Source organism: Ruegeria sp. CE6 (genome assembly GCF_056537485.1).
In genome coordinates this window covers 175,040-193,212 of record NZ_JBQFRR010000002.1, presented here as the reverse complement: position 1 = coordinate 193,212, position 18,173 = coordinate 175,040, and the positions used below count along the sequence as shown (strand labels likewise).

At 56.0% G+C, this 18,173-nt stretch carries 19 protein-coding genes; 11 read left to right on the top strand and 8 right to left on the bottom strand.

The genetic code is table 11. From position 1 onward, the window contains the following. Positions 1 to 6 precede the first annotated feature (6 nt). The 4 genes from rplI to ACR0DK_RS09385 all read left to right on the top strand — a co-directional run bounded on the left by rplI (position 7) and on the right by ACR0DK_RS09385 (position 3,220). Entirely contained in the window at positions 7 to 627 is a 621-nt protein-coding gene (gene rplI, locus ACR0DK_RS09400) for a 50S ribosomal protein L9 (RefSeq protein WP_170396450.1), read from the top strand. A gap of 153 nt (positions 628 to 780) precedes the next feature. Further along, positions 781 to 1,266, top strand: coding sequence for a transglycosylase SLT domain-containing protein (locus ACR0DK_RS09395; protein ID WP_480735875.1), 486 nt, complete (start codon positions 781 to 783; stop codon positions 1,264 to 1,266). 278 nt (positions 1,267 to 1,544) lie between these two features. Further along, positions 1,545 to 2,246, top strand: coding sequence for an autoinducer binding domain-containing protein (locus tag ACR0DK_RS09390; RefSeq protein ID WP_170396446.1), 702 nt, complete (start codon positions 1,545 to 1,547; stop codon positions 2,244 to 2,246). 119 nt (positions 2,247 to 2,365) lie between these two features. After that, the gene (locus tag ACR0DK_RS09385) at positions 2,366 to 3,220 is read left to right on the top strand and encodes an acyl-homoserine-lactone synthase (protein WP_170396444.1); all 855 of its coding nucleotides are present in this window, start codon (positions 2,366 to 2,368) and stop codon (positions 3,218 to 3,220) included. 95 nt (positions 3,221 to 3,315) lie between these two features. Here ACR0DK_RS09385 and tig read toward each other — a convergent pair whose 3' ends face one another. The 3 genes from tig to ACR0DK_RS09370 all read right to left on the bottom strand — a co-directional run bounded on the left by tig (position 3,316) and on the right by ACR0DK_RS09370 (position 7,841). Then, positions 3,316 to 4,647: a trigger factor gene (gene tig, locus ACR0DK_RS09380; protein WP_170396960.1), complete on the bottom strand. Its 1,332-nt coding sequence runs from the start codon at positions 4,645 to 4,647 to the stop codon at positions 3,316 to 3,318. A gap of 184 nt (positions 4,648 to 4,831) precedes the next feature. Continuing rightward, entirely contained in the window at positions 4,832 to 5,956 is a 1,125-nt protein-coding gene (locus ACR0DK_RS09375; protein WP_170422244.1) for a porin, read from the bottom strand. A 301-nt stretch (positions 5,957 to 6,257) separates the two neighbouring features. Beyond that, on the bottom strand, positions 6,258 to 7,841 hold the full coding sequence (locus tag ACR0DK_RS09370; RefSeq protein WP_480735872.1) for an NAD(P)H-hydrate dehydratase: 1,584 nt from the start codon (positions 7,839 to 7,841) through the stop codon (positions 6,258 to 6,260). Positions 7,842 to 8,010: 169 nt separating this feature from the next. Between ACR0DK_RS09370 and ACR0DK_RS09365 the strand changes: the two genes are divergently transcribed. From ACR0DK_RS09365 to ACR0DK_RS09345, 5 genes are all read left to right on the top strand, one after another. Beyond that, a complete protein-coding gene (locus ACR0DK_RS09365; RefSeq protein ID WP_170422248.1) occupies positions 8,011 to 8,349 on the top strand; it encodes a P-II family nitrogen regulator in 339 nt (112 codons plus the stop codon). Positions 8,350 to 8,382: 33 nt separating this feature from the next. After that, complete coding sequence (gene glnA, locus ACR0DK_RS09360) at positions 8,383 to 9,789, top strand: type I glutamate--ammonia ligase (RefSeq protein ID WP_170396436.1); 1,407 nt, start codon at positions 8,383 to 8,385, stop codon at positions 9,787 to 9,789. A gap of 128 nt (positions 9,790 to 9,917) precedes the next feature. Further along, entirely contained in the window at positions 9,918 to 10,565 is a 648-nt protein-coding gene (locus tag ACR0DK_RS09355; RefSeq protein WP_480735870.1) for an MSMEG_1061 family FMN-dependent PPOX-type flavoprotein, read from the top strand. 67 nt (positions 10,566 to 10,632) lie between these two features. Beyond that, on the top strand, positions 10,633 to 11,427 hold the full coding sequence (locus ACR0DK_RS09350; RefSeq protein ID WP_170396432.1) for a lytic murein transglycosylase: 795 nt from the start codon (positions 10,633 to 10,635) through the stop codon (positions 11,425 to 11,427). Positions 11,428 to 11,603: 176 nt separating this feature from the next. Further along, the gene (locus ACR0DK_RS09345; RefSeq protein ID WP_480444140.1) at positions 11,604 to 12,533 is read left to right on the top strand and encodes a hypothetical protein; all 930 of its coding nucleotides are present in this window, start codon (positions 11,604 to 11,606) and stop codon (positions 12,531 to 12,533) included. Positions 12,534 to 12,569: 36 nt separating this feature from the next. On the opposite strand, the gene ACR0DK_RS09340 is transcribed toward ACR0DK_RS09345, so the two are convergent. After that, complete coding sequence (locus ACR0DK_RS09340; RefSeq protein WP_223117883.1) at positions 12,570 to 13,313, bottom strand: heme-dependent oxidative N-demethylase family protein; 744 nt, start codon at positions 13,311 to 13,313, stop codon at positions 12,570 to 12,572. Between the two features lie 124 nt (positions 13,314 to 13,437). Between ACR0DK_RS09340 and dddP the strand changes: the two genes are divergently transcribed. Beyond that, a complete protein-coding gene (gene dddP / locus ACR0DK_RS09335) occupies positions 13,438 to 14,781 on the top strand; it encodes a dimethylsulfonioproprionate lyase DddP (RefSeq protein WP_170626646.1) in 1,344 nt (447 codons plus the stop codon). A 10-nt stretch (positions 14,782 to 14,791) separates the two neighbouring features. On the opposite strand, the gene ACR0DK_RS09330 is transcribed toward dddP, so the two are convergent. After that, on the bottom strand, positions 14,792 to 14,986 hold the full coding sequence (locus tag ACR0DK_RS09330) for a hypothetical protein (RefSeq protein ID WP_223117882.1): 195 nt from the start codon (positions 14,984 to 14,986) through the stop codon (positions 14,792 to 14,794). A gap of 254 nt (positions 14,987 to 15,240) precedes the next feature. Here ACR0DK_RS09330 and ACR0DK_RS09325 point away from each other — a divergent pair, with 254 nt between their 5' ends. Next, on the top strand, positions 15,241 to 16,455 hold the full coding sequence (locus ACR0DK_RS09325) for a bifunctional alpha/beta hydrolase/OsmC family protein (RefSeq protein ID WP_480735867.1): 1,215 nt from the start codon (positions 15,241 to 15,243) through the stop codon (positions 16,453 to 16,455). Positions 16,456 to 16,510: 55 nt separating this feature from the next. On the opposite strand, the gene ACR0DK_RS09320 is transcribed toward ACR0DK_RS09325, so the two are convergent. The 3 genes from ACR0DK_RS09320 to ACR0DK_RS09310 form a co-directional block, all read right to left on the bottom strand. After that, positions 16,511 to 16,861, bottom strand: coding sequence for a hypothetical protein (locus ACR0DK_RS09320; protein ID WP_170403183.1), 351 nt, complete (start codon positions 16,859 to 16,861; stop codon positions 16,511 to 16,513). Positions 16,862 to 16,871: 10 nt separating this feature from the next. Beyond that, the gene (locus ACR0DK_RS09315) at positions 16,872 to 17,429 is read right to left on the bottom strand and encodes a hypothetical protein (protein WP_480735864.1); all 558 of its coding nucleotides are present in this window, start codon (positions 17,427 to 17,429) and stop codon (positions 16,872 to 16,874) included. Between the two features lie 139 nt (positions 17,430 to 17,568). Further along, the gene (locus ACR0DK_RS09310; protein WP_010442062.1) at positions 17,569 to 18,156 is read right to left on the bottom strand and encodes a biotin transporter BioY; all 588 of its coding nucleotides are present in this window, start codon (positions 18,154 to 18,156) and stop codon (positions 17,569 to 17,571) included. Positions 18,157 to 18,173: the final 17 nt, after the last annotated feature.

Sequence of the window (18,173 nt, the reverse complement as noted above, 5' to 3'; positions counted from 1 at the left end):
ACTGACATGCAAGTTATCCTTCTGGAACGCGTTGCGAAACTGGGTCAGATGGGCGACGTCGTTGACGTCAAGCCCGGCTACGCCCGCAACTTCCTGCTGCCCCAAGGCAAAGCGCTGAGCGCATCGAACGCCAACATCGCGTCGTTCGAAGCCCAGAAAGCGCAGCTTGAGGCACGCAACCTGGAAACCAAGAAAGAAGCTGAAGCGCTGGCTGAAAAGCTGGACGGTCAGCAGTTCATCGTGATTCGTTCGGCATCGGATGCCGGCGCACTGTACGGTTCGGTCACCCCGCGTGATGCCGCAGACGCCGCAACCGAAGCTGGCTTCACCGTCGACAAGAAACAGATTGCCCTGATCGCTCCGATTAAGGAACTGGGTCTGCACTCGGTCGCAGTCAACCTGCACCCCGAGGTAGAAGTCGAGATCAAGATGAACGTCGCACGTTCGGAAGAAGAAGCCGAACTGCAGGCATCGGGCAAATCGATCCAGGAACTGGCTGCTGAAGAAGAAGCCGCTGCCGAATTCGAAATCGCCGAACTTTTCGACGACATAGGCTCTGCCGCTTCGGAAGACGAAGATCTGGTTGCCGAAGAAGCTCCGGTCGAAGAAGACGAAGCAAAAGCCTGATCTGGCTGCATATCCAATATCAAAGGGCCGCGCTTTTACGCGGCCCTTTTTCTTTTTGTCACTTCGCAAGCAAAATTCGGCCCGATTGTTCGCCTGGCCTTGCAGACCGGCGAGGGTTTCATATCATCGCCATTCGCAATCAGGAGTATTTTGATGACCCCCCTCCTTCGTCGCCGCGTCTTAACCTTGTTGCTTATGGCACCGCTTGCAGCTTGTGGCAGTCCTGGCAGCTCGGGTTCCGGCGATACGTTCGATCCCCCCCTCTACCCCAATGAAACACCCGAGCTTCGCGTTTCGATCAATAAATGGGCTGACCACTACGAGCTCCCGCGGGAGTTGGTGCACAAGCTGGCCATCCGTGAAAGTACACATCGGCCGTGGGCGGTGAACCGGCCCTATTATGGGCTTCTGCAAATCCTCCCGGCCACTGCGCGATCAATGGGTTATACTGGAAATGCCGAAGGCCTGCTGGACGCCGATACCAATCTGGAGTTCGCCGGAAAATACCTGCGAGGCGCCTGGCTTTTGTCTGATGGAGATCAACAACGTGCCATCTTTCTTTATGCCAAAGGATATTGGCCCGAAGCAAAGGCCAGAGGCATGCTCGTCGAGACGGGTCTGGTTTCTGCCACAGAATAGGCATGTTTAATTCGCATTTCGATTGTAATGCACATACATAACCTTCGAAATGCCACGGCGAATCCCATGACCTACTGCACAACTCTGACGTTAAATCTTTTAAAGGTGCGTAATTGTGTGCCCGAAAGGCACATTTACCTATAAAAGGCAGACATTTCCCACATCTTCTTGTCTTGACAAGCGAAATGTGGTGTCCTGCTTGACGTCAGGGAAGACAGTATCATTTTCCTGGCCAAGGGGATCCGCCCGCTCACTCGGGTCTAACTGGTCGTTACCGTATGGATATTGTTGATCTCAGCACTCTTCCCGAACAGGATACTCGGTATGACGAGTTCCTGCGTCAGGTCTGTGACAAATATGAAATGGACCACGCAGCCTATGCGGGTATGAATCCTGCTGCAGGTACGATTCACGGCCATGTGACTTATGGGGACGACTGGAAAACCCACTATCAAGAGCAAGGCCTGCACCTGATCGATCCGACGCTGCACATGAGCCAGCGCAGTATCGCTCCGGTCGACTGGAGCCGTCTGGAACGCGGTAAAGATTTCCAGCGCGTTTTTCGCGATGCACATGATTTTGGCATTCCAGATCAAGGCATTACGATTCCGGTTCGCGGGCCGTACGGAGATATCGGCTTGCTTAGCGCAGTGCGCGAGTGCAGCCGGGATGAGTGGAAGAAACTGGTGCCCAACGTGATAAGTGACCTGCAATCATTGGCCGTACACATCCATGACAATGTCATGACATCGGATACGATCAGCCGGATGCTGTACCACCCGACCCTCTCCAGCCGAGAATTGGAGATTTTGCAATGGGCCGCAGCGGGTAAATCGCAACAAGATATCGGCGATATCCTGTCGATTTCGCACCGCACGGTTGAGGTGCACTTGCGCTCTTCTCGCGAAAAGCTTAATGCACTGACGACTCCGCAGGCTGTCGGTCGGGCCATCGGAATCGGCTTAATCTACCCAGGATAAAGCCAAATTTTGCCGAAATTGGGCTAAAAAAAGCCAATATTACGGGAAACCCCCAATAGATTCGCTGTGGAAACCGGGTAACGTCTTATCCACAGACAGATCACTCGAAGGGGGTTAACATGATTTTGGTAGTTGATGGGCTGAACAGACATCTGTTCACCGAAGTTCTTGACGATATGTTCGAACTGCGCGCTCGGGTTTTTGGTGGACGACTTGGATGGGACGTCCACATCGAAGACGGCAAAGAAATCGATCAGTTCGATCACCTGGATCCTGCATACGTAATTGGTCTCGACGATGAGGGGAACGTCGTAGCCGCAGTACGTGCACTCCAGACCACCGGCCCGCACATGCTTTCAGATGTCTTCTCGGACATCTTGTGCGGCGAAGCGCCAATGCGCAGCGCGACCATGTGGGAATCCACCCGCTTCTGCGTCGACACGCAGCGACTGACCCGAGGAAAAGAGAAGAACTCGGTTTCTTACGCGACCTGTGAGCTGATGATCGGATCTCTGGAATACTGCCGCAGCGCGGGTATCCAGGACATCATCACCGTGATTGACCCGGTTATGAACCGCGTTCTCAAACGCTCGAACTGTGCGCCTTACGACTATGTGGGCGAAACCGTTCCGATGGGCAAGGTACCGGCCATGGCGGCGTTGCTGGATTGCACAGAAGAGAGGATTTCGGGTCTTCGCGAATTCGCAGACATTCACCACGATGTCTTTATCGAAGAAGAAAAGGCGTTGGAGTTCTTCGAGGCTAAAAAGGCCGCCAAACTCAGCCCGGCAAATCGCGACCACAAGCCGCTCACCGATCTTGAGAAGTACTTTGTCGAACAGATGAGTGCGGCCAAGACGGAAGAAGAAAGGCAGGCAGTGCTGAAACTGATCGAAGCGCTGTCCGACACATTCACCCCAGAGCAGAAGACCGCTCTGTTACAGACCCCCCGTGCTTTTGCTCATGAGGCCTGACCCCCTCACCTCATAGTACAAAGCCACCCATGCGGAGCCGTCTAATTCGAGACGGCTCCGCTTTTTTTTGACCCCTAAAGGGGGAAGGAAGAGGATTATTCCTCTTCCAGTGCCTCAACGGCTTTTTGCAGATCGTCCTTGCTGACTTCTTTGTCCGCAACCTGAGCCAGTTCGAAGACGTAGTCGACAACCTTGTCTTCAAAGATAGGCGCACGCAGCTGCTGCTGCATTTGGGCGTTCTGCTGCACAAATTCAAAGAACTGGCGCTCCTGGCCCGGGTACTGACGCGCCTGGTTCATGATCGCCTGTGTCATTTCCGAGTCGGTCACTTCAACCTCGGCCTTCTGGCCCAGTTCGGCAAGCAGCAGGCCCAGACGCACGCGGCGTTCGGCAAGCTTGTTATGCTCGTCGGTTGGTTCGATCGGATCGTGATCGTGACCTTCAACGTCAGGATTTTCCTCGTGCCACAGCTGATGCGCGATCTGCTTGGCTTCGGCTTCTACCAGTGACGGCGGCAGGTCGAACGAGACTTTCTCGTCCAGCACGTCCAACAAAGCGCGCTTCATTACTGCACGGGACGCACCAGCATATTCGGCTTCCAGACGCTCGGCGATCTGTGCCTTCAACCCAGCCAGATCTTCGGCACCAAATTTCTTGGCCAACTCGTCGTCGACCTCAGCCGCGACCGGCTCTTTCACCTCTTTGATAGTGCAGGTGAAAACGGCGTCTTTGCCGGCCAGATGCTCAGCACCGTATTCTTCGGGGAAGGTGACGTTGACGTCTTTTTCTTCCTCGGCCTTCACACCAACCAACTGCTCTTCAAAGCCGGGGATGAAGCTGTTCGAGCCCAGAACCAGCGGGTAATCTTCAGCCGAACCGCCTTCGAACTCTTCGCCGTCAACCTTACCAACAAAGTCGAACACGATCTGGTCACCGTCTTTGGCTTTCGAACCTTTGCGACGCGCTTTGAAGTTCTGCGCGGTTTCAGCCAGGTTGTTCAGCGCTTCTTCCACGGCTGCGTCGTCCGCTTTGACAACCAGCTTCTCCAGTTCAACCGATTTCAGGTCAACTTCTGGAATCTCGGGCAGCGCTTCGTAGGACATCGCAACTTCTACGTCGTCGCCTTCTTTCCAGTCCTCGTTGGTCATCTTGACCTCGGGCTGCAAAGCAGGACGTTCGCCGCTGTCCTCAAAGTGCTTGTTCATCGCACCGTCGATGGTTTCTTGCATCGCTTCGCCAAGCAGGCGCTGGCCGAACTGCTTTTTCAGCAGAGCCATCGGCACCTTGCCTTTGCGGAAACCCTTCATTTCAACCTCGGGCTGCGCTTCGGTCAGTTTCTCGTTGACCTTGTCGTCCAGCTCGGCTGCGGTCACAACGATGTTGTAGCCGCGCTTCAGACCTTCGTTCAGCGTCTCGGTAACCTGCATTTTGGTAGTCCCCATAGGATTCGGGGCGCGCAAAACGGGCGCGCCGGGCAAATTTGACGCCTTCTATTTGCACAGCCGCCTGCGTGCAAGAGGCAAAGGCCCTTTCAGGCTGGTTTTACCCCTATTACAGACGAAAAAACGCCCCGGCACAGGCCGGAGCGTTCGATCATCGAAAGCTGAGAAATCAGAACCTCCAGCGGGCCCCCAGCACCCACGCCTCGTTGTTGTCGAACGAAGCGCCATCTTCGAAATCGTGATTGCGGTATTTGAGATATGCATCTGTATTGATGCTGTCGATACGCTGAACAACAGCGATGCCCCAAGCATCAGTGCTGGAGCCGTCATTTACGAAGTCCGAGCCCGAGTAATAGTCGATCCCGATACCGGTTTTACCCCAGGATACCCACTGATCCTCGTAGGCAATCTTGCCGTAGAAGTAGTTCGGGTCAGACGCACCATCCGCGTCATTGTCCCGCGTCCCGGCGGCTACGGTGAAGCTCAGGCCGTTTTGCAGCATAACCGAGGCCGACCCGATCGTATCCTTGCGGTCCCCCGATCCATCGTCAGCCGAGCGCACCGAGTATGCAACCGCCGCTGCAAATTCAACCCCGCCGCCGAAGGTGTTGTTATAGCGAAGGCCAATATCGTAATAGTCATCGTCATCGCTGCTGGACAGAATGTTCTGACCATAGGCGATGCCGGCCTTAAAACCGCTGAACTCCGGCGTGTCATACCGAACGCGGCCACGGCGCGCACCGTCAAAGTTGCTGCTGGAATCGCCAACGGTGATGTCGCTCAGCAAACCGTCAGTACCGCGATAGAAGAACCCGCCATTTTCATCGTTGGTAAAGGAATACAGCGCAGTTCCAACGTAAGACAGATCCACTTCGGCAGCGCCATCGGCCACCATGCTGCCCTGACCGGCCGAGAATTTACCCCAGTCACCGGCAAGTGCGAAATCCACGTGACGGATATCTTCACGGGTCCAGCCGCTGAAATCTGTGCCCAGCTGGTTCCACTCGCTCGAGCTCGGCAGACCAAGCCCGGTTTCAAAACGGAAGGTGAAATCGTTGTTGCCGAAGGGCTGCAACAGTTCCAAACCGACGCGGCTGTTTGACAGGTCATTGTCCAGAACGCGCGTTTCGGTCTCTTCACCGTCGTCAACCGAGATTAAGGCCGGGTGCAACTGACCATAAAGCAGGACATAACCGCCCGTGTTGTTTTCGTATTTCAGTTCGGCGGCGGCGGGGATTGCCGTTGTTGCGACAAGCGCCGCGGCTATCGAAGTCAGCTTAAAATTCACTGTCATGTCATTCACCATAGATGGGTCAGTTTTTTTAGATATTGCCGATATGCGCACCTGGATTAACGGTTCCAATGATTGCTAAAGCTTATTAGCCCGGCATTGCATTTCTGCCACAGGCGGAAGCGGGGACCTTCAGGGAAAGCGTTTTATAATCAATATTTTGACCTAGTTCGAAAGCAGCACCCAGCTAACCTGCAAGACAATTCTTGCGCTGCGTGTTGCAGCTTGCAAACACCCGTTATGCGTATAGGTAAATCATAAGGCGAAACCTTGCCGTTTTGAACCGCGATCGGCCAATAATTGCCTACGGCCCGGTGATATCAAGCCGCGCGAATACTGCTGGCACTTGTTCTGGCAGATCTTCGGCAATCAGCCCCGGACCAAATTGCCTGGCGCATTCCACATGCAACCAAGCTGCAGCCTCGGCAGCACGCAGCGGGCTGAACCCACGCGCCAAAAGCCCCGTTATGAACCCGGCCAGCACATCACCCGATCCTGCGGTCGCCAGCCAGGGTGCCGCCCGGTCATACAACGCCGCATTGATCGCACATTGCCCATCCGGTGCAGCAATCACCGTGTCAGGGCCCTTGTATAGTACCACACAGCCAGCCTGCTTGGCCGCCTCACGCACGGCATCCACTTTGGAATAAGCCGGCCCTCTGCCCGGCTTGACCGAGAGCTTTTCGGTGATCTCCGGGAACAATCGCGCAAACTCGCCCCCGTGCGGTGTCAGAACACATCTGTCATGGAGCATGTCCAACAGCACCTCTGGCGCATCAGCAAAAGCCGTCAAAGCATCCGCGTCCAGCAACGCGGGACGCCCCGAGGCCAGCGCCGCAGGAACCAGCTCCTGCGCACGCGCCAGCCCCAAACCAGGACCGAGGCATAGTGCATTCAACCGCGCATCCATCAGGACTTCCAACAGATCATCGCCGCTCTGGACCCGCTGCAGCATCAGCGCAGTGATGTGACTGGCAACCTCCATCTGAGCCGAGGGTGGAACACCCAGCGTCACCAATCCGGCCCCGATGCGTAATGCACCACGTGCCGCCAGCCTTGCTGCGCCGGTTGCCCCCGCACCTCCGCTAATAATCAAGGCATGCCCATGCGCATATTTGTGTAAGGCAGTTGCCTTCGAAAAATCAGCATCCGGGGCGGTCACCAGTTTGACCGCACCCTGAACTCCCTCCTCCAAACCAATGTCCTTGACGACCAATCGGCCACTTCTGACCGGCCCCAGCCCCAGATAATGCCCCAGCTTTGCAGTATGAAACGATACCGTGAGCCTGGCCTGAACCGTCGCGGTCCCCGGGGCCAGCTCACGCCCACTATCGGAACACAGGCCAGACGGCATATCAACGGATACTGTCTTTTCGGCGATGGCTGGATCCGAGGCAGTCATTTCTGCCCATTTTAGAACATCACCCTCAAGCGGTCGCTGTAAGCCCGTCCCGAAAAACGCATCGACATAAAGGTCAGCCCCTTGATGCGCGGCAAACACTTCGGAAAATGGTTGAACCTCCCCCAATTCGCCCCACCTGTCATGATTCACACGCGCATCTGGTGGCAGCTTCGCCGGATCACCAAGAAGAAATGCCGCCACCTCCCAGCCGCGCTCCCGCAGCAAGCGTGCAACAACAAATCCATCCCCCCCGTTATTTCCCGGCCCGCAAAGAATTACCGCACGCAGCGGATCCTCTTCATCTGGCCCCAAATACCTCGGGGGTGCGGGGGCTGGCCCCCGCTGCAGCTCTGGCCATTCTTCAAATACGGCTTGAAGAACACCGCGCCCCGCCCGCTCCATCAGCTCCAGCCCGCTCACGTCACCGGACTCAATCGCGGACTTTTCGATCGTCCGCATCTGTGCCGCTGTCAGCAACTCTGCCATATTGCGCCCTCACGCGATTCAATTCTGATTACATTTTGTGCACATCGATCAAAATTTAACCCGTTGCACGATTTCGCAGCACCACAAGGCGACCAAATTCGCGGTTCCATTGCCGCCCGATCTTAGACGTGATCATTGCCATCAAGACAACCATACAAGGTGAACCGGAATGAAAAAGATCGAAGCGATCATCAAGCCGTTCAAACTGGACGAAGTGAAAGAGGCGCTGCAGGACGTGGGAGTCCAGGGCCTCAGCGTGGTCGAGGTGAAAGGCTTTGGTCGCCAGAAAGGTCACACCGAACTTTATCGCGGCGCAGAATATGTTGTCGACTTTCTACCCAAGGTAAAGGTCGAGGTCGTCCTGGATGATGATCAGGTTGACGCTGCGATCGAAGCCATCGTTGGCGCCGCAAAGACCGACAAGATCGGGGACGGAAAAATCTTTGTCTCACCTATCGAACAAGCCATTCGTATCCGCACCGGCGAAACCGGTTCGGAAGCCCTGTAACACAGCAATCTTCAAATCAGAGGAACAAATAGTATGAGCAAGGACGCAGTTCTTCAGCTGATCCGTGATGAAGACGCCGAATACGTCGACATCCGCTTTACCGACCCGCGCGGCAAACTTCAGCACGTCACCATCATGTCCGATCAGGTCGATGAGGACTTCCTGGAAGAGGGCTTTATGTTCGACGGTTCGTCCATCGCGGGCTGGAAGTCGATTGAAGCTTCCGACATGAAACTGATGCCCGACACCGACAGCGCCTATGTCGATCCGTTCTATGCGGAAAAGACCATCTGCCTGCACTGCTCGGTTGTGGAGCCTGACACTGGTGAAGCCTATGAACGTGACCCGCGAGGCACCGCTCAGAAAGCCGAAGCGTACCTGAAGGCTTCCGGTATTGGTGATGTGGCCTACATGGGTCCTGAGGCCGAATTTTTCCTCTTTGATGACGTTCGTTTCTCGAACAGTATCAACAAGGTATCCTACGAAGTTGATGCGACTGATGCATCGTGGAACACCGACACCGAATACGAGATGGGCAACATGGGCCATCGTCCGGGCGTCAAAGGTGGTTACTTCCCCGTAAACCCCGTTGACGAAGCGCAGGACCTGCGCTCGGAAATGCTGTCGACCATGAAGCGTCTGGGCATGAAGGTCGACAAGCACCACCATGAGGTTGCATCGTGTCAGCACGAACTGGGCCTGATCTTCGACAGCCTGACCAAGCAGGCCGACGAGCTTCAGAAATACAAGTACGTGATCCACAACGTTGCACATGCCTATGGCAAATCGGCGACCTTTATGCCGAAGCCAATCGCAGGTGACAACGGCACCGGCATGCACGTGAACATGTCGATCTGGAAAGACGGCAAGCCGCTGTTCGCGGGCGACAAATACGCCGACCTGTCTGATGAGGCGCTGTACTTCATCGGCGGCATCCTGAAGCACGCCAAAACGCTGAACGCCTTCACCAACCCGGCGACCAACAGCTACAAGCGTCTGATCCCAGGTTTCGAAGCCCCCGTCTTGCGCGCCTATTCGGCCCGCAACCGTTCAGGCTGCGTGCGTATTCCGTGGACCGAAAGCCCGAAAGCCAAGCGCGTCGAGGCCCGCTTCCCCGATCCGGCCGCAAACCCCTATCTGGCGTTCGCCGCGCTGCTGATGGCCGGTCTGGACGGCATCAAGAACAAGATCGATCCGGGCGAAGCCATGGACAAGAACCTGTACGATCTTCCTGCCGAAGAACTGGCCGACATCCCGACCGTATGCGGCTCGCTGCGCGAAGCTCTGGAAGCGCTGGCATCTGATCACGACTTCCTGCTGCAAGGCGATGTGTTCACCAAAGACCAGATCGACGGCTACATCGCGCTGAAGATGGAAGAGGTAGAAACCTACGAGCACACACCTCACCCGGTTGAGTACGGCATGTACTACAGCTGCTGATTAAGAATTTTCGACGAAAATTCTCAGGGGGCGCCCATCGGGCGCCCCTTTTTCTGTATCTCCGCGAGATTTGACGGATCGATGATGATCTTTCAAAATTTAAGCTCAACATCAGGCGGAGAGAGCACATGCCCGCAAGCGACAAACCCTTTTCTGAGTATTCAGGACTTGTAACCTCGGAAAAAGATCTGGAACGCATTTGCGGGCAACCCTTGCCGCAGATCATTGCAAAGGAATTGCCTGCACTTGATGAGATGTGTCGAGACTTCATTGGCATGTCCTCGTTCTGCCTGATCGCTTCGGCCAATCCCGATGGGCATCTCGATATTTCGCCTCGTGGCGATCCTGCGGGGTTTGTGCAGGTGCTCTCGAACTCGATGATTGCGATCCCGGACCGGCCTGGGAACAAGCGCGTGGATACGTTTCATAATGTGCTGAAAGATCAGCGCGTCAGCGTGATATTCTTTGTCCCCGGAAAATTGGAAACTCTGCGCCTGCGGGGATCCGCGAGAATTAGCGCAGATCCCGAACTTCTTTCAAACATGGCCGTTGGTGGACGCGTGCCCACGCTGGCCCTGTTGATCCATGTCGAAACCGTCTTTGCGCACTGTCCCAAATGCATCATTCGATCAAACCTGTGGCAACCCGATGAATGGCCGGACTCATCCAGTCTGCCAAATATGAACGCGATGATGGTCAAACATGCCAAGATCGACAAAACCCCGGATGAATGGTTCGAATCCCTGAAAGGCACAGACGAGCTTGATCTCTATTAAACCACTTTGCGGTAGGTCGAACTCGGCTTAGGCTGAGCATGGTTTTTTTTGCACTCGGATTTCCTCTATGCCTCGTCTTCGCCTTTACGCTGCACTCGCGTTCCTTCTGCCCTCAGTGGCACTATCCGCCCCTTGTGGGAATACCAGCAGCGGGTTTGAGGCCTGGAAAGCCGACTTTGCCAAAACCGCCAAACGGGCGGGTGTGAAAAAGAAGGGTCTGCAAGCGCTCGCACAAACGCAATATGCAACACGTACGATTGCCGCGGATCGCAATCAGAAGAGCTTTAAATACTCATTAGACAAATTCATGCAGGTGCGCGGGGCAAACACCATCGTTGCGCAAGGGCGCAAGCGCAAAGCTCGCAATCCGCAGTTTTACGCCGCGCTCGAGCGTCAATATGGCGTACCGGCGGGTGTGCTAATTGCCATTCACGGCATGGAAACCGGCTTTGGAGGTTTCATGGGAGATAGTCAGGTTGTTTCCGCAATCACGACATTAGCCTATGATTGTCGCCGATCCGAATTCTTCATCCCGCACGCTATCGGCGCCTTAAAACTGGTTGACCAAGGTACCCTTACGATGGCGACAAAAGGGGCAAAACATGGCGAGCTGGGGCATACACAGTTCCTGCCCGGCAACGCCCTGACCTATGGTGTGGACGCCACCGGTGACGGTCGGGTCGATTTTTATAACATGACCGACGCGCTCGCCTCGACCGCGAATTTTCTACGTAAGAAAGGGTGGAAGCCCGGTCGCGGCTATCAACCCGGAGAGCCGAATTTTGCGGTCATACAGCAATGGAATGCGGCCTCGGTCTACCAGCAATCCATTGCAATCATGGCGGCGCGAATCGACAACTAGGGCGGTCATAGGCTTGACGTCAGAGCACCTGAATTCGGCCACATTGTTGCCACATAGATTTAAGGAAACCCCGATTTTCTTGGTTTCCAAAGCGTAATCAATCTTGGAATATTTCGACTTTTTTCCATTTTGGTCAAAATTTGCGCCATTTCGCCTGTTAATTTGTTGTGAAGATTATGACAGCAAAGGAACATGCTGTGACTGCAAAGCATAGTTACCACGGTGGCCTCCAGTTTGACGGGTCGGCAGATGGCGCGCTTGAGCGTCTGTGCGAGGTCGTCTCGACGACGCTGGGTGACTATGGCCATCTGGTCGAGCGCAAGACGCTTCTTAGCGCATCAGAGGCCAGTATCGTCAGCAGCCAATATCTCGTGCGTCTGACATTGGACTCGGAACCAACCCAAGTAGATCACAACCACCATGAGCGGATGGATCGAACCGCTGGTCTCAAAACTATGCCGCGTGCTGCGGTTACGCTGCCGGGAAACCGGCTGACGATCTCGATTTGTCCGGTGTCAAAGCTGCTCGATGACAGTGAAATATCCGAGTTGATGCTTGTGGTGATCCTGTACCGAATGGTCGACATCTGCACGACCCGTCGTGTCGAATGGTTGTCGCCCAAAACCGTTCTGACCATCGAACAATTCATGAGTGCCTTTGATTCAATTGCGCCGCGCAACGCCCGGAACCGAAAGCAGATATTCGAAGCAGTCAGCGGCCCATTTGCGGGGCTCGATCTGCCCGATCCTGATGCGGAAAATACACAGACCAAACACGCCAAGCCGCGTCCGATCAAGCTAAGTGACGACCAACTGCTCAGTATCGCCTTCCGGACCGAGGCTGACGCTCCCCTGCCCGCCGGCAACATTCACCAGTCCGAGGACGAAACGGAACGCCCAAGCGATATTCTGCGACTGACCAGCTGGGGCATGACTGGTGCTGTGGCAAGCATATCGACACCGATTGCCATATCCTTGGCAGCAGTCAATCTGATCCGGGGTGAGGATTTCCGCCTCAACACTCAGGTTCTGGCTTTTACCACAGCGATTTTTGGCCTGAACGCTACGAATGCTTTTGCCGAGGTCGCCAGCGCGATTGGCATGTAATCAAATTACCCAAGACCCTCCTTGGAGGCCCCGCCGTCAGGTGGGGTTTTCCATTTTAAGGACCTGATCAGCGGCCATTACATAAGTGTGGATCGCGAACACCACTGCGTTTGTCTCAGGTAAACGCAAGAGAGTCTGACGTTCACTACGCAGATATCGGGCCGAATTTTCGTCCCGCGGTGTGCGTCGCTGCATGAGACTGCGCGGTTGGAACAATTCGGCGTCATTGTACCAAAGCGCATTGAACCGCCAGAGTGGCCGGTTGGGTTGAATGCCGTCAAACAAACGTTGAACTCTGCGGGCAATATTGGCGTCGTAGGCGTCAACCGGCTCATGGATCCCAATCAACGGGCGCATGAACTTTTCCGACAGCATCCAGCTTGCGGGAAAGCACAGGATCGCGCCAGTCAAAACATGCTCGTCATCGTGTTTCTGCAGAATGCAGAAATCCTCTTGCACCAAATGGCATAGCGTTTCCAACGGGCGTTCCCGGTCAACCTCAACCCGCACACCGTCGGGCCGCACAACGTGATCGGAGACATTCGGATAAACTTGCTGAATGACCAGTTCCAGCAACTCCTGCGCGGGTGCCAACGCCTCGGGGCTTTGCGCCAAGACGTCCAGTTTTTGCTGCGCCAACAGCGCGGCGCGTCGTTGCATCTGGGCAGAAAACGCATCGTCGCGATGCAACCAGGCCCTGGGGTCCGCAGGCTTAATGCCAGGCAGCGGGTTTTGGGCGAGTGGATCATAGGGAATGGCTTGCTGTAATATCACGGTCATAGTCGAGGCATAGCACCCTGCTCTGACGCTGTCGGTCAAAAAGCGACCAGAAGACGGTCGCAAACCTAGAAGACGCAGCGCATCTGGATTTGCAGGTTGGGCAGGCAAGCAGAAAGGTCCAACCGTGAACACACCATATCGTGACACCCGTAAGATTGACCCGACCCGGGGCGCCACCCTCGGGGACGGGACACCGAACGACAATGACAGGATCGAGATCGGACCGACACAGCTTGCCTTCGACGAATGGGCCGCTGCCGGGCTTAGCCTGCCCAAACTAGAACAGATGCGTAAATACCGCTGGAAACGCCTCACTCAGGCCATCGTGCAGCGCGATTGGGGCGGGATCCTGCTGTTTGACCCCCTGAATATCCGCTATGCGACTGACAGCACCAACATGCAGCTCTGGAATACCCATAACCCGTTCCGGGCCGTTCTGGTTTGCGCTGACGGGTATATGGTGATCTGGGACTACAAGAACTCTCCGTTCTTGTCGAAATTCAACCCGCTGGTGCGCGAGCAGCGCTCGGGCGCTGATCTGTTCTATTTCGACCGGGGCGACAAGATTGACGTTGCCGCAGATGTGTTCTCAAACGAGGTGCGCGCCCTGATCGAAGAACACGGCGGCGGCAACATGCGGCTGGGTGTCGACAAGATCATGCTGCACGGCCTGCGCGCGCTTGAGGCTCAGGGGTTCGAGGTGATGGAGGGCGAAGAGCTTACCGAGAAAACCCGTGCCATCAAAGGCCCAGACGAAATCCTCGCCATGCGCTGCGCCAGCCACGCCTGCGAGACCGCAGTGGCCGAAATGGAGCGCTTCGCACGTGTCAATGTCGGAGACGGGAAGACATCCGAGGATGACATTTGGGCAGTGCTACATGCTGAAAACATCCGGCGCGGTGGTGAATGGATCGAGACCCGCTTGCTTGCCTCGGGCCAGCGCACCAATCCCTGGTTTCAGGAATGCGGCCCGCGCATCACGAGGCAAAATGAAATCATCGCGTTCGATACCGACCTGATCGGGTCTTACGGCATTTGCGTCGACATCTCACGAACCTGGTGGATCGGCGATCAAAAACCGCGCCCCGACATGATCTATGCCATGCAGCACGCGCATGAGCATATCATGACCAATATGGAAATGCTGAAGCCCGGCGTCATGATCCCGGAACTAACTGCGAATGCCCATCGGCTGGATGACAAGTTTCAGGCACAGAAATACGGCTGCCTGATGCATGGAGTTGGATTGTGCGATGAATGGCCCTTGGTAGCCTATCCCGACAAGGCGGTCGAGGGATCCTATGATTATCCACTTGAACCCGGAATGGTGTTGTGCGTCGAAGCGGCAGTTGGCGAGGTTGGCGGCGATTTCTCGATCAAGCTGGAAGATCAGGTTCTGATCACTGAAGACGGCTATGAAAACCTAACGAAGTATCCGTTCGACGCACAGTTGATGGGGTCTGGCTAAGCGCTATGGCCTAGTTCGACCAGTGGGACCGTCTGACATTACCGTGCCAATCCTCAGGCGCGATGAGAGTTGGCGTGTCCTCAGACGTATTGGTCAGCGGCCAGCTTTGTCCCAGTGCAAAACCAATTGCACCAGTCACGAGAATTGCCAACAGAACTCCGGCGTGGAGTGTCGGGCTTAGCGGTGCAGATGTTGTATGTGCCATTTTGACCTCTGCTTTGGATAAGAAGGATGATTGCAAGTTGGGGTCCAAGTAAAAATAAGTAAAATGAATGTTTATCCGAATTATCATCACATTTTTTGATATTCAAAAACCAACCCCAACAATGCATTGATGCGACGCGCCAAGGGCTATGTGGTCTCTCCCCCTCACCTTCCCGTTACGCCACTGACACAAGGGTTGAGAGAACCGCACACAGCACACAGTATTGTCGAAACCCGGACCACCAAGGATTCATCATGCCCACCGAACGCATTACTTTCGCCGGTCACGACGGCAGCCAATTGGCCGCGCGCCTTGATCTGCCGGACGGGCCGGTACTGGCAACGGCTTTGTTTGCGCATTGCTTTACCTGCTCTAAGGACATACCTGCCGCACGGCGCATTTCGGCGCGTTTGGCGGCGATGGGCATCGCCGTGCTCAGGTTTGATTTTACAGGCCTTGGCCACTCGGATGGAGAGTTTGCGAATACGACATTCACCTCAAATGTCGAAGATCTGATCGCTGCAGCGCACTACCTGTCCGGCCGCAACATGGCCCCCGCCCTGCTGATTGGCCATTCACTTGGTGGCGCTGCGGTACTGCGCGCACGCGCTGGCATACCGTCGGTCAAGGCGGTCGTCACATTGGGTGCGCCTGCTGACCCGGGCCACGTATCACACCATTTCGAGGCCGCCCTGCCCGAGATTCAGGCGCAAGGCAGCGCAGAGGTTTCGCTTGGCGGTCGCCCGTTCCGCATAGGCAAGGCTTTTGTCGATGACATCTCCGAGGCCGCGCTTAGCCCTGCCATCGCCGAACTCAAGGCGGCCCTGCTCATCCTGCACGCGCCGCGCGACGAAACCGTAAGCATCGACAACGCCAGCACCATCTTTCTGGCCGCGAAACATCCCAAAAGTTTTGTCACGCTCGACGATGCCGACCATCTGATCACGCGTGCGGCAGATGCAGACTATGCGGCGGATGTCATTGCGGCTTGGGTTTCTCGATACGTCAAACTTTGCCCTCCCGCACCGCCACCCGGCGCCCCGGAGGGGGTGGTACGTGTGACCGAGGCAGACCCGGCAGGGTTCCTGCAAGACATCCAGTCCGGCCCGCGCCACCATTCGGTCGCTGACGAGCCCGCTTCGTACGGAGGAACGGACCGAGGCATGTCCCCTTATGGATTTGTGTCCTCGGGATTGGGCGCCTGTACCTCGATGACCATTCGCATGTATGCGCGGCGCAAGAAATGGCCGCTGACAGGTATCACCGTCGATGTCTGCCACGACAAGGTACACGCGCAGGACGCCGGACTGGCCAGCGATGGCAAGGTCGATCAGTTCCGCCGCAAGATACGGCTACAAGGGCCGCTGGATGCCGCGCAACGTGCTAAGCTATTGGAGATCGCAGATAAATGTCCCGTGCACCGAACCCTTGAAGGCTCGGCCCATATCACGACTGAGCTGCTGGACTGAAAACCACCTTTGTCAGCTTATGATAATGATTGAAGGGGGCTTTTGCCCCCTTTTTCTAACGGCGCCTCGGTGAGGGTCGGTGAATTGGTGGCCGTGCCGTCGGAGGACGCGCCACCGGGGGATGCGGACGCGACGGCGGTTTGGCGATCGGTGGCTTTGGCCGCGGTGGAGGGTTCGGACGAACCGGTCGATCGGGGCGGTCAGGCCGGTCTGGGCGGTTTATGTCAACATCTACATTCACGTTACGGTCGTGGTAGTAATCATTCCACAGCATCGAGTCGTAGAACGGGTCATACCCAACGCCATACCCTACCCCGACGGACACGCCATCGCAGGCGGACAATGTAAACGTTGCAGTACCCAACCCCAGCGCCAGAACAGACCGTTTTAACAGTTTGCGAGTCATCCGAGCCTCCTTACTGCAAAGACCGGAACGACGCGAAAACGGCGTTCAAGGCATCAACATAAGACGGGTCGGCCCCGTCACGCAGGATCGCAACCCCAATCGCAACACGGTCACGCGGCAGGTCAATCACGGTGGCGGTAAAATTCACACCCCGCCCATCCCGATTGCCGGTGCCGCGAATGACATAAGCAGGCCGCCCGCCAATCCTTGTATCACTGGTGCTGGTCACCGTCGGGTCCTTGACGAGGAATTTGTCGATATCCTCAAGATAGCTCAGCCCGCCCTGAATGCTGGAAACCCGTGATGGTGAGACGAAGCCCATCCAGACATTATCGTCGGTCACCGGTCTGATCCCCATGACGCGCGAAACCGCACGGGCATCGCCCAGATTGGTATCCTCGATTTCACGCGGGCCACCGGTACGCAATGCCCAAAAGTCGGGAACCTCAAAGCGGAACAGGGCGCGCCCTTCATCGGTGTAGGTCACCGGTGTGTCAGCTTGCACAGGCGTTACAGCCAACCAAGTCACGGCACTTGCAGCAAGCGCCAAGCTTAACAAAATACGCATATCTCAATAACCTGATCAGTTTTCTGATGTCAGGTTGCCCATGCAGTTTGACTTTGTCCAGTATCCTGTTCTGCAGACAATAAAAAACCCGCGTCCGGAAAGCTCCGAACGCGGGTGTGTCTTGCGCAAGAGCGCGCTATCAGGTGCGTGCGTCGCCCAGCAGCTTCCACAGGCCAGGGATCAGCAGAGCGGCCAGCGCCAGCTTGATTGCGTCACCCAGCAGGAACGGTGTCAGACCCCATTCCAGGATCGGCTTGTCCCAGCCATACAGCTGACCCAGCCACAGCAGGCCCGGCACATAGATCAGGACATTGGCCAGCACCAGCGCCAGCGCCAGCTTGCCGACCGAACGATCCCAGCCGCGCGCGGCCAGTGCGCCCAGCAGAATGGTCGCCATCAGGTAACCGACCAGATAGCCACCGGTGCCACCCATCATGTAGGTCAGGCCGAATTTTTCGGCCGAGGAACCCGCAAACACGTCAAAGCCCAGAGCACCAACCAGCAGGTAACCCAGCATCGTGATCAGGCCAAGGCGCGCGCCATAGGCGGTGCCGATGGTCAGAACGGCGAATGTGCCCATGGTGATCGGAACCGGCCACATCGGCACTTTGATTTTGGCTGCAACAGCCAGAGCAACGATACCCAGGGCAACCAGAGCCACCTGCTTGACGCGCAGCGCCGTCCCCTCACGCGGGCCAAAAGCATTGGCCAGTACGTTTGCGTTCATCTCATTTCTCCACATTC

Excerpts from the sequence above, each read along its gene's own strand:
- rplI (WP_170396450.1), top strand. The coding sequence starts at position 7 with ATGCAAGTTATCCTTCTGGAACGCGTTGCGAAACTGGGTCAGATGGGC.
- ACR0DK_RS09395 (WP_480735875.1), top strand. The coding sequence starts at position 781 with ATGACCCCCCTCCTTCGTCGCCGCGTCTTAACCTTGTTGCTTATGGCA.
- ACR0DK_RS09390 (WP_170396446.1), top strand. The coding sequence starts at position 1,545 with ATGGATATTGTTGATCTCAGCACTCTTCCCGAACAGGATACTCGGTAT.
- ACR0DK_RS09385 (WP_170396444.1), top strand. The coding sequence starts at position 2,366 with ATGATTTTGGTAGTTGATGGGCTGAACAGACATCTGTTCACCGAAGTT.
- tig (WP_170396960.1), bottom strand. The coding sequence starts at position 4,647 with ATGCAGGTTACCGAGACGCTGAACGAAGGTCTGAAGCGCGGCTACAAC.
- ACR0DK_RS09375 (WP_170422244.1), bottom strand. The coding sequence starts at position 5,956 with ATGACAGTGAATTTTAAGCTGACTTCGATAGCCGCGGCGCTTGTCGCA.
- ACR0DK_RS09370 (WP_480735872.1), bottom strand. The coding sequence starts at position 7,841 with ATGGCAGAGTTGCTGACAGCGGCACAGATGCGGACGATCGAAAAGTCC.
- ACR0DK_RS09365 (WP_170422248.1), top strand. The coding sequence starts at position 8,011 with ATGAAAAAGATCGAAGCGATCATCAAGCCGTTCAAACTGGACGAAGTG.
- glnA (WP_170396436.1), top strand. The coding sequence starts at position 8,383 with ATGAGCAAGGACGCAGTTCTTCAGCTGATCCGTGATGAAGACGCCGAA.
- ACR0DK_RS09355 (WP_480735870.1), top strand. The coding sequence starts at position 9,918 with ATGCCCGCAAGCGACAAACCCTTTTCTGAGTATTCAGGACTTGTAACC.
- ACR0DK_RS09350 (WP_170396432.1), top strand. The coding sequence starts at position 10,633 with ATGCCTCGTCTTCGCCTTTACGCTGCACTCGCGTTCCTTCTGCCCTCA.
- ACR0DK_RS09345 (WP_480444140.1), top strand. The coding sequence starts at position 11,604 with ATGACAGCAAAGGAACATGCTGTGACTGCAAAGCATAGTTACCACGGT.
- ACR0DK_RS09340 (WP_223117883.1), bottom strand. The coding sequence starts at position 13,313 with ATGACCGTGATATTACAGCAAGCCATTCCCTATGATCCACTCGCCCAA.
- ACR0DK_RS09330 (WP_223117882.1), bottom strand. The coding sequence starts at position 14,986 with ATGGCACATACAACATCTGCACCGCTAAGCCCGACACTCCACGCCGGA.
- ACR0DK_RS09325 (WP_480735867.1), top strand. The coding sequence starts at position 15,241 with ATGCCCACCGAACGCATTACTTTCGCCGGTCACGACGGCAGCCAATTG.
- ACR0DK_RS09320 (WP_170403183.1), bottom strand. The coding sequence starts at position 16,861 with ATGACTCGCAAACTGTTAAAACGGTCTGTTCTGGCGCTGGGGTTGGGT.
- ACR0DK_RS09315 (WP_480735864.1), bottom strand. The coding sequence starts at position 17,429 with ATGCGTATTTTGTTAAGCTTGGCGCTTGCTGCAAGTGCCGTGACTTGG.
- ACR0DK_RS09310 (WP_010442062.1), bottom strand. The coding sequence starts at position 18,156 with ATGAACGCAAACGTACTGGCCAATGCTTTTGGCCCGCGTGAGGGGACG.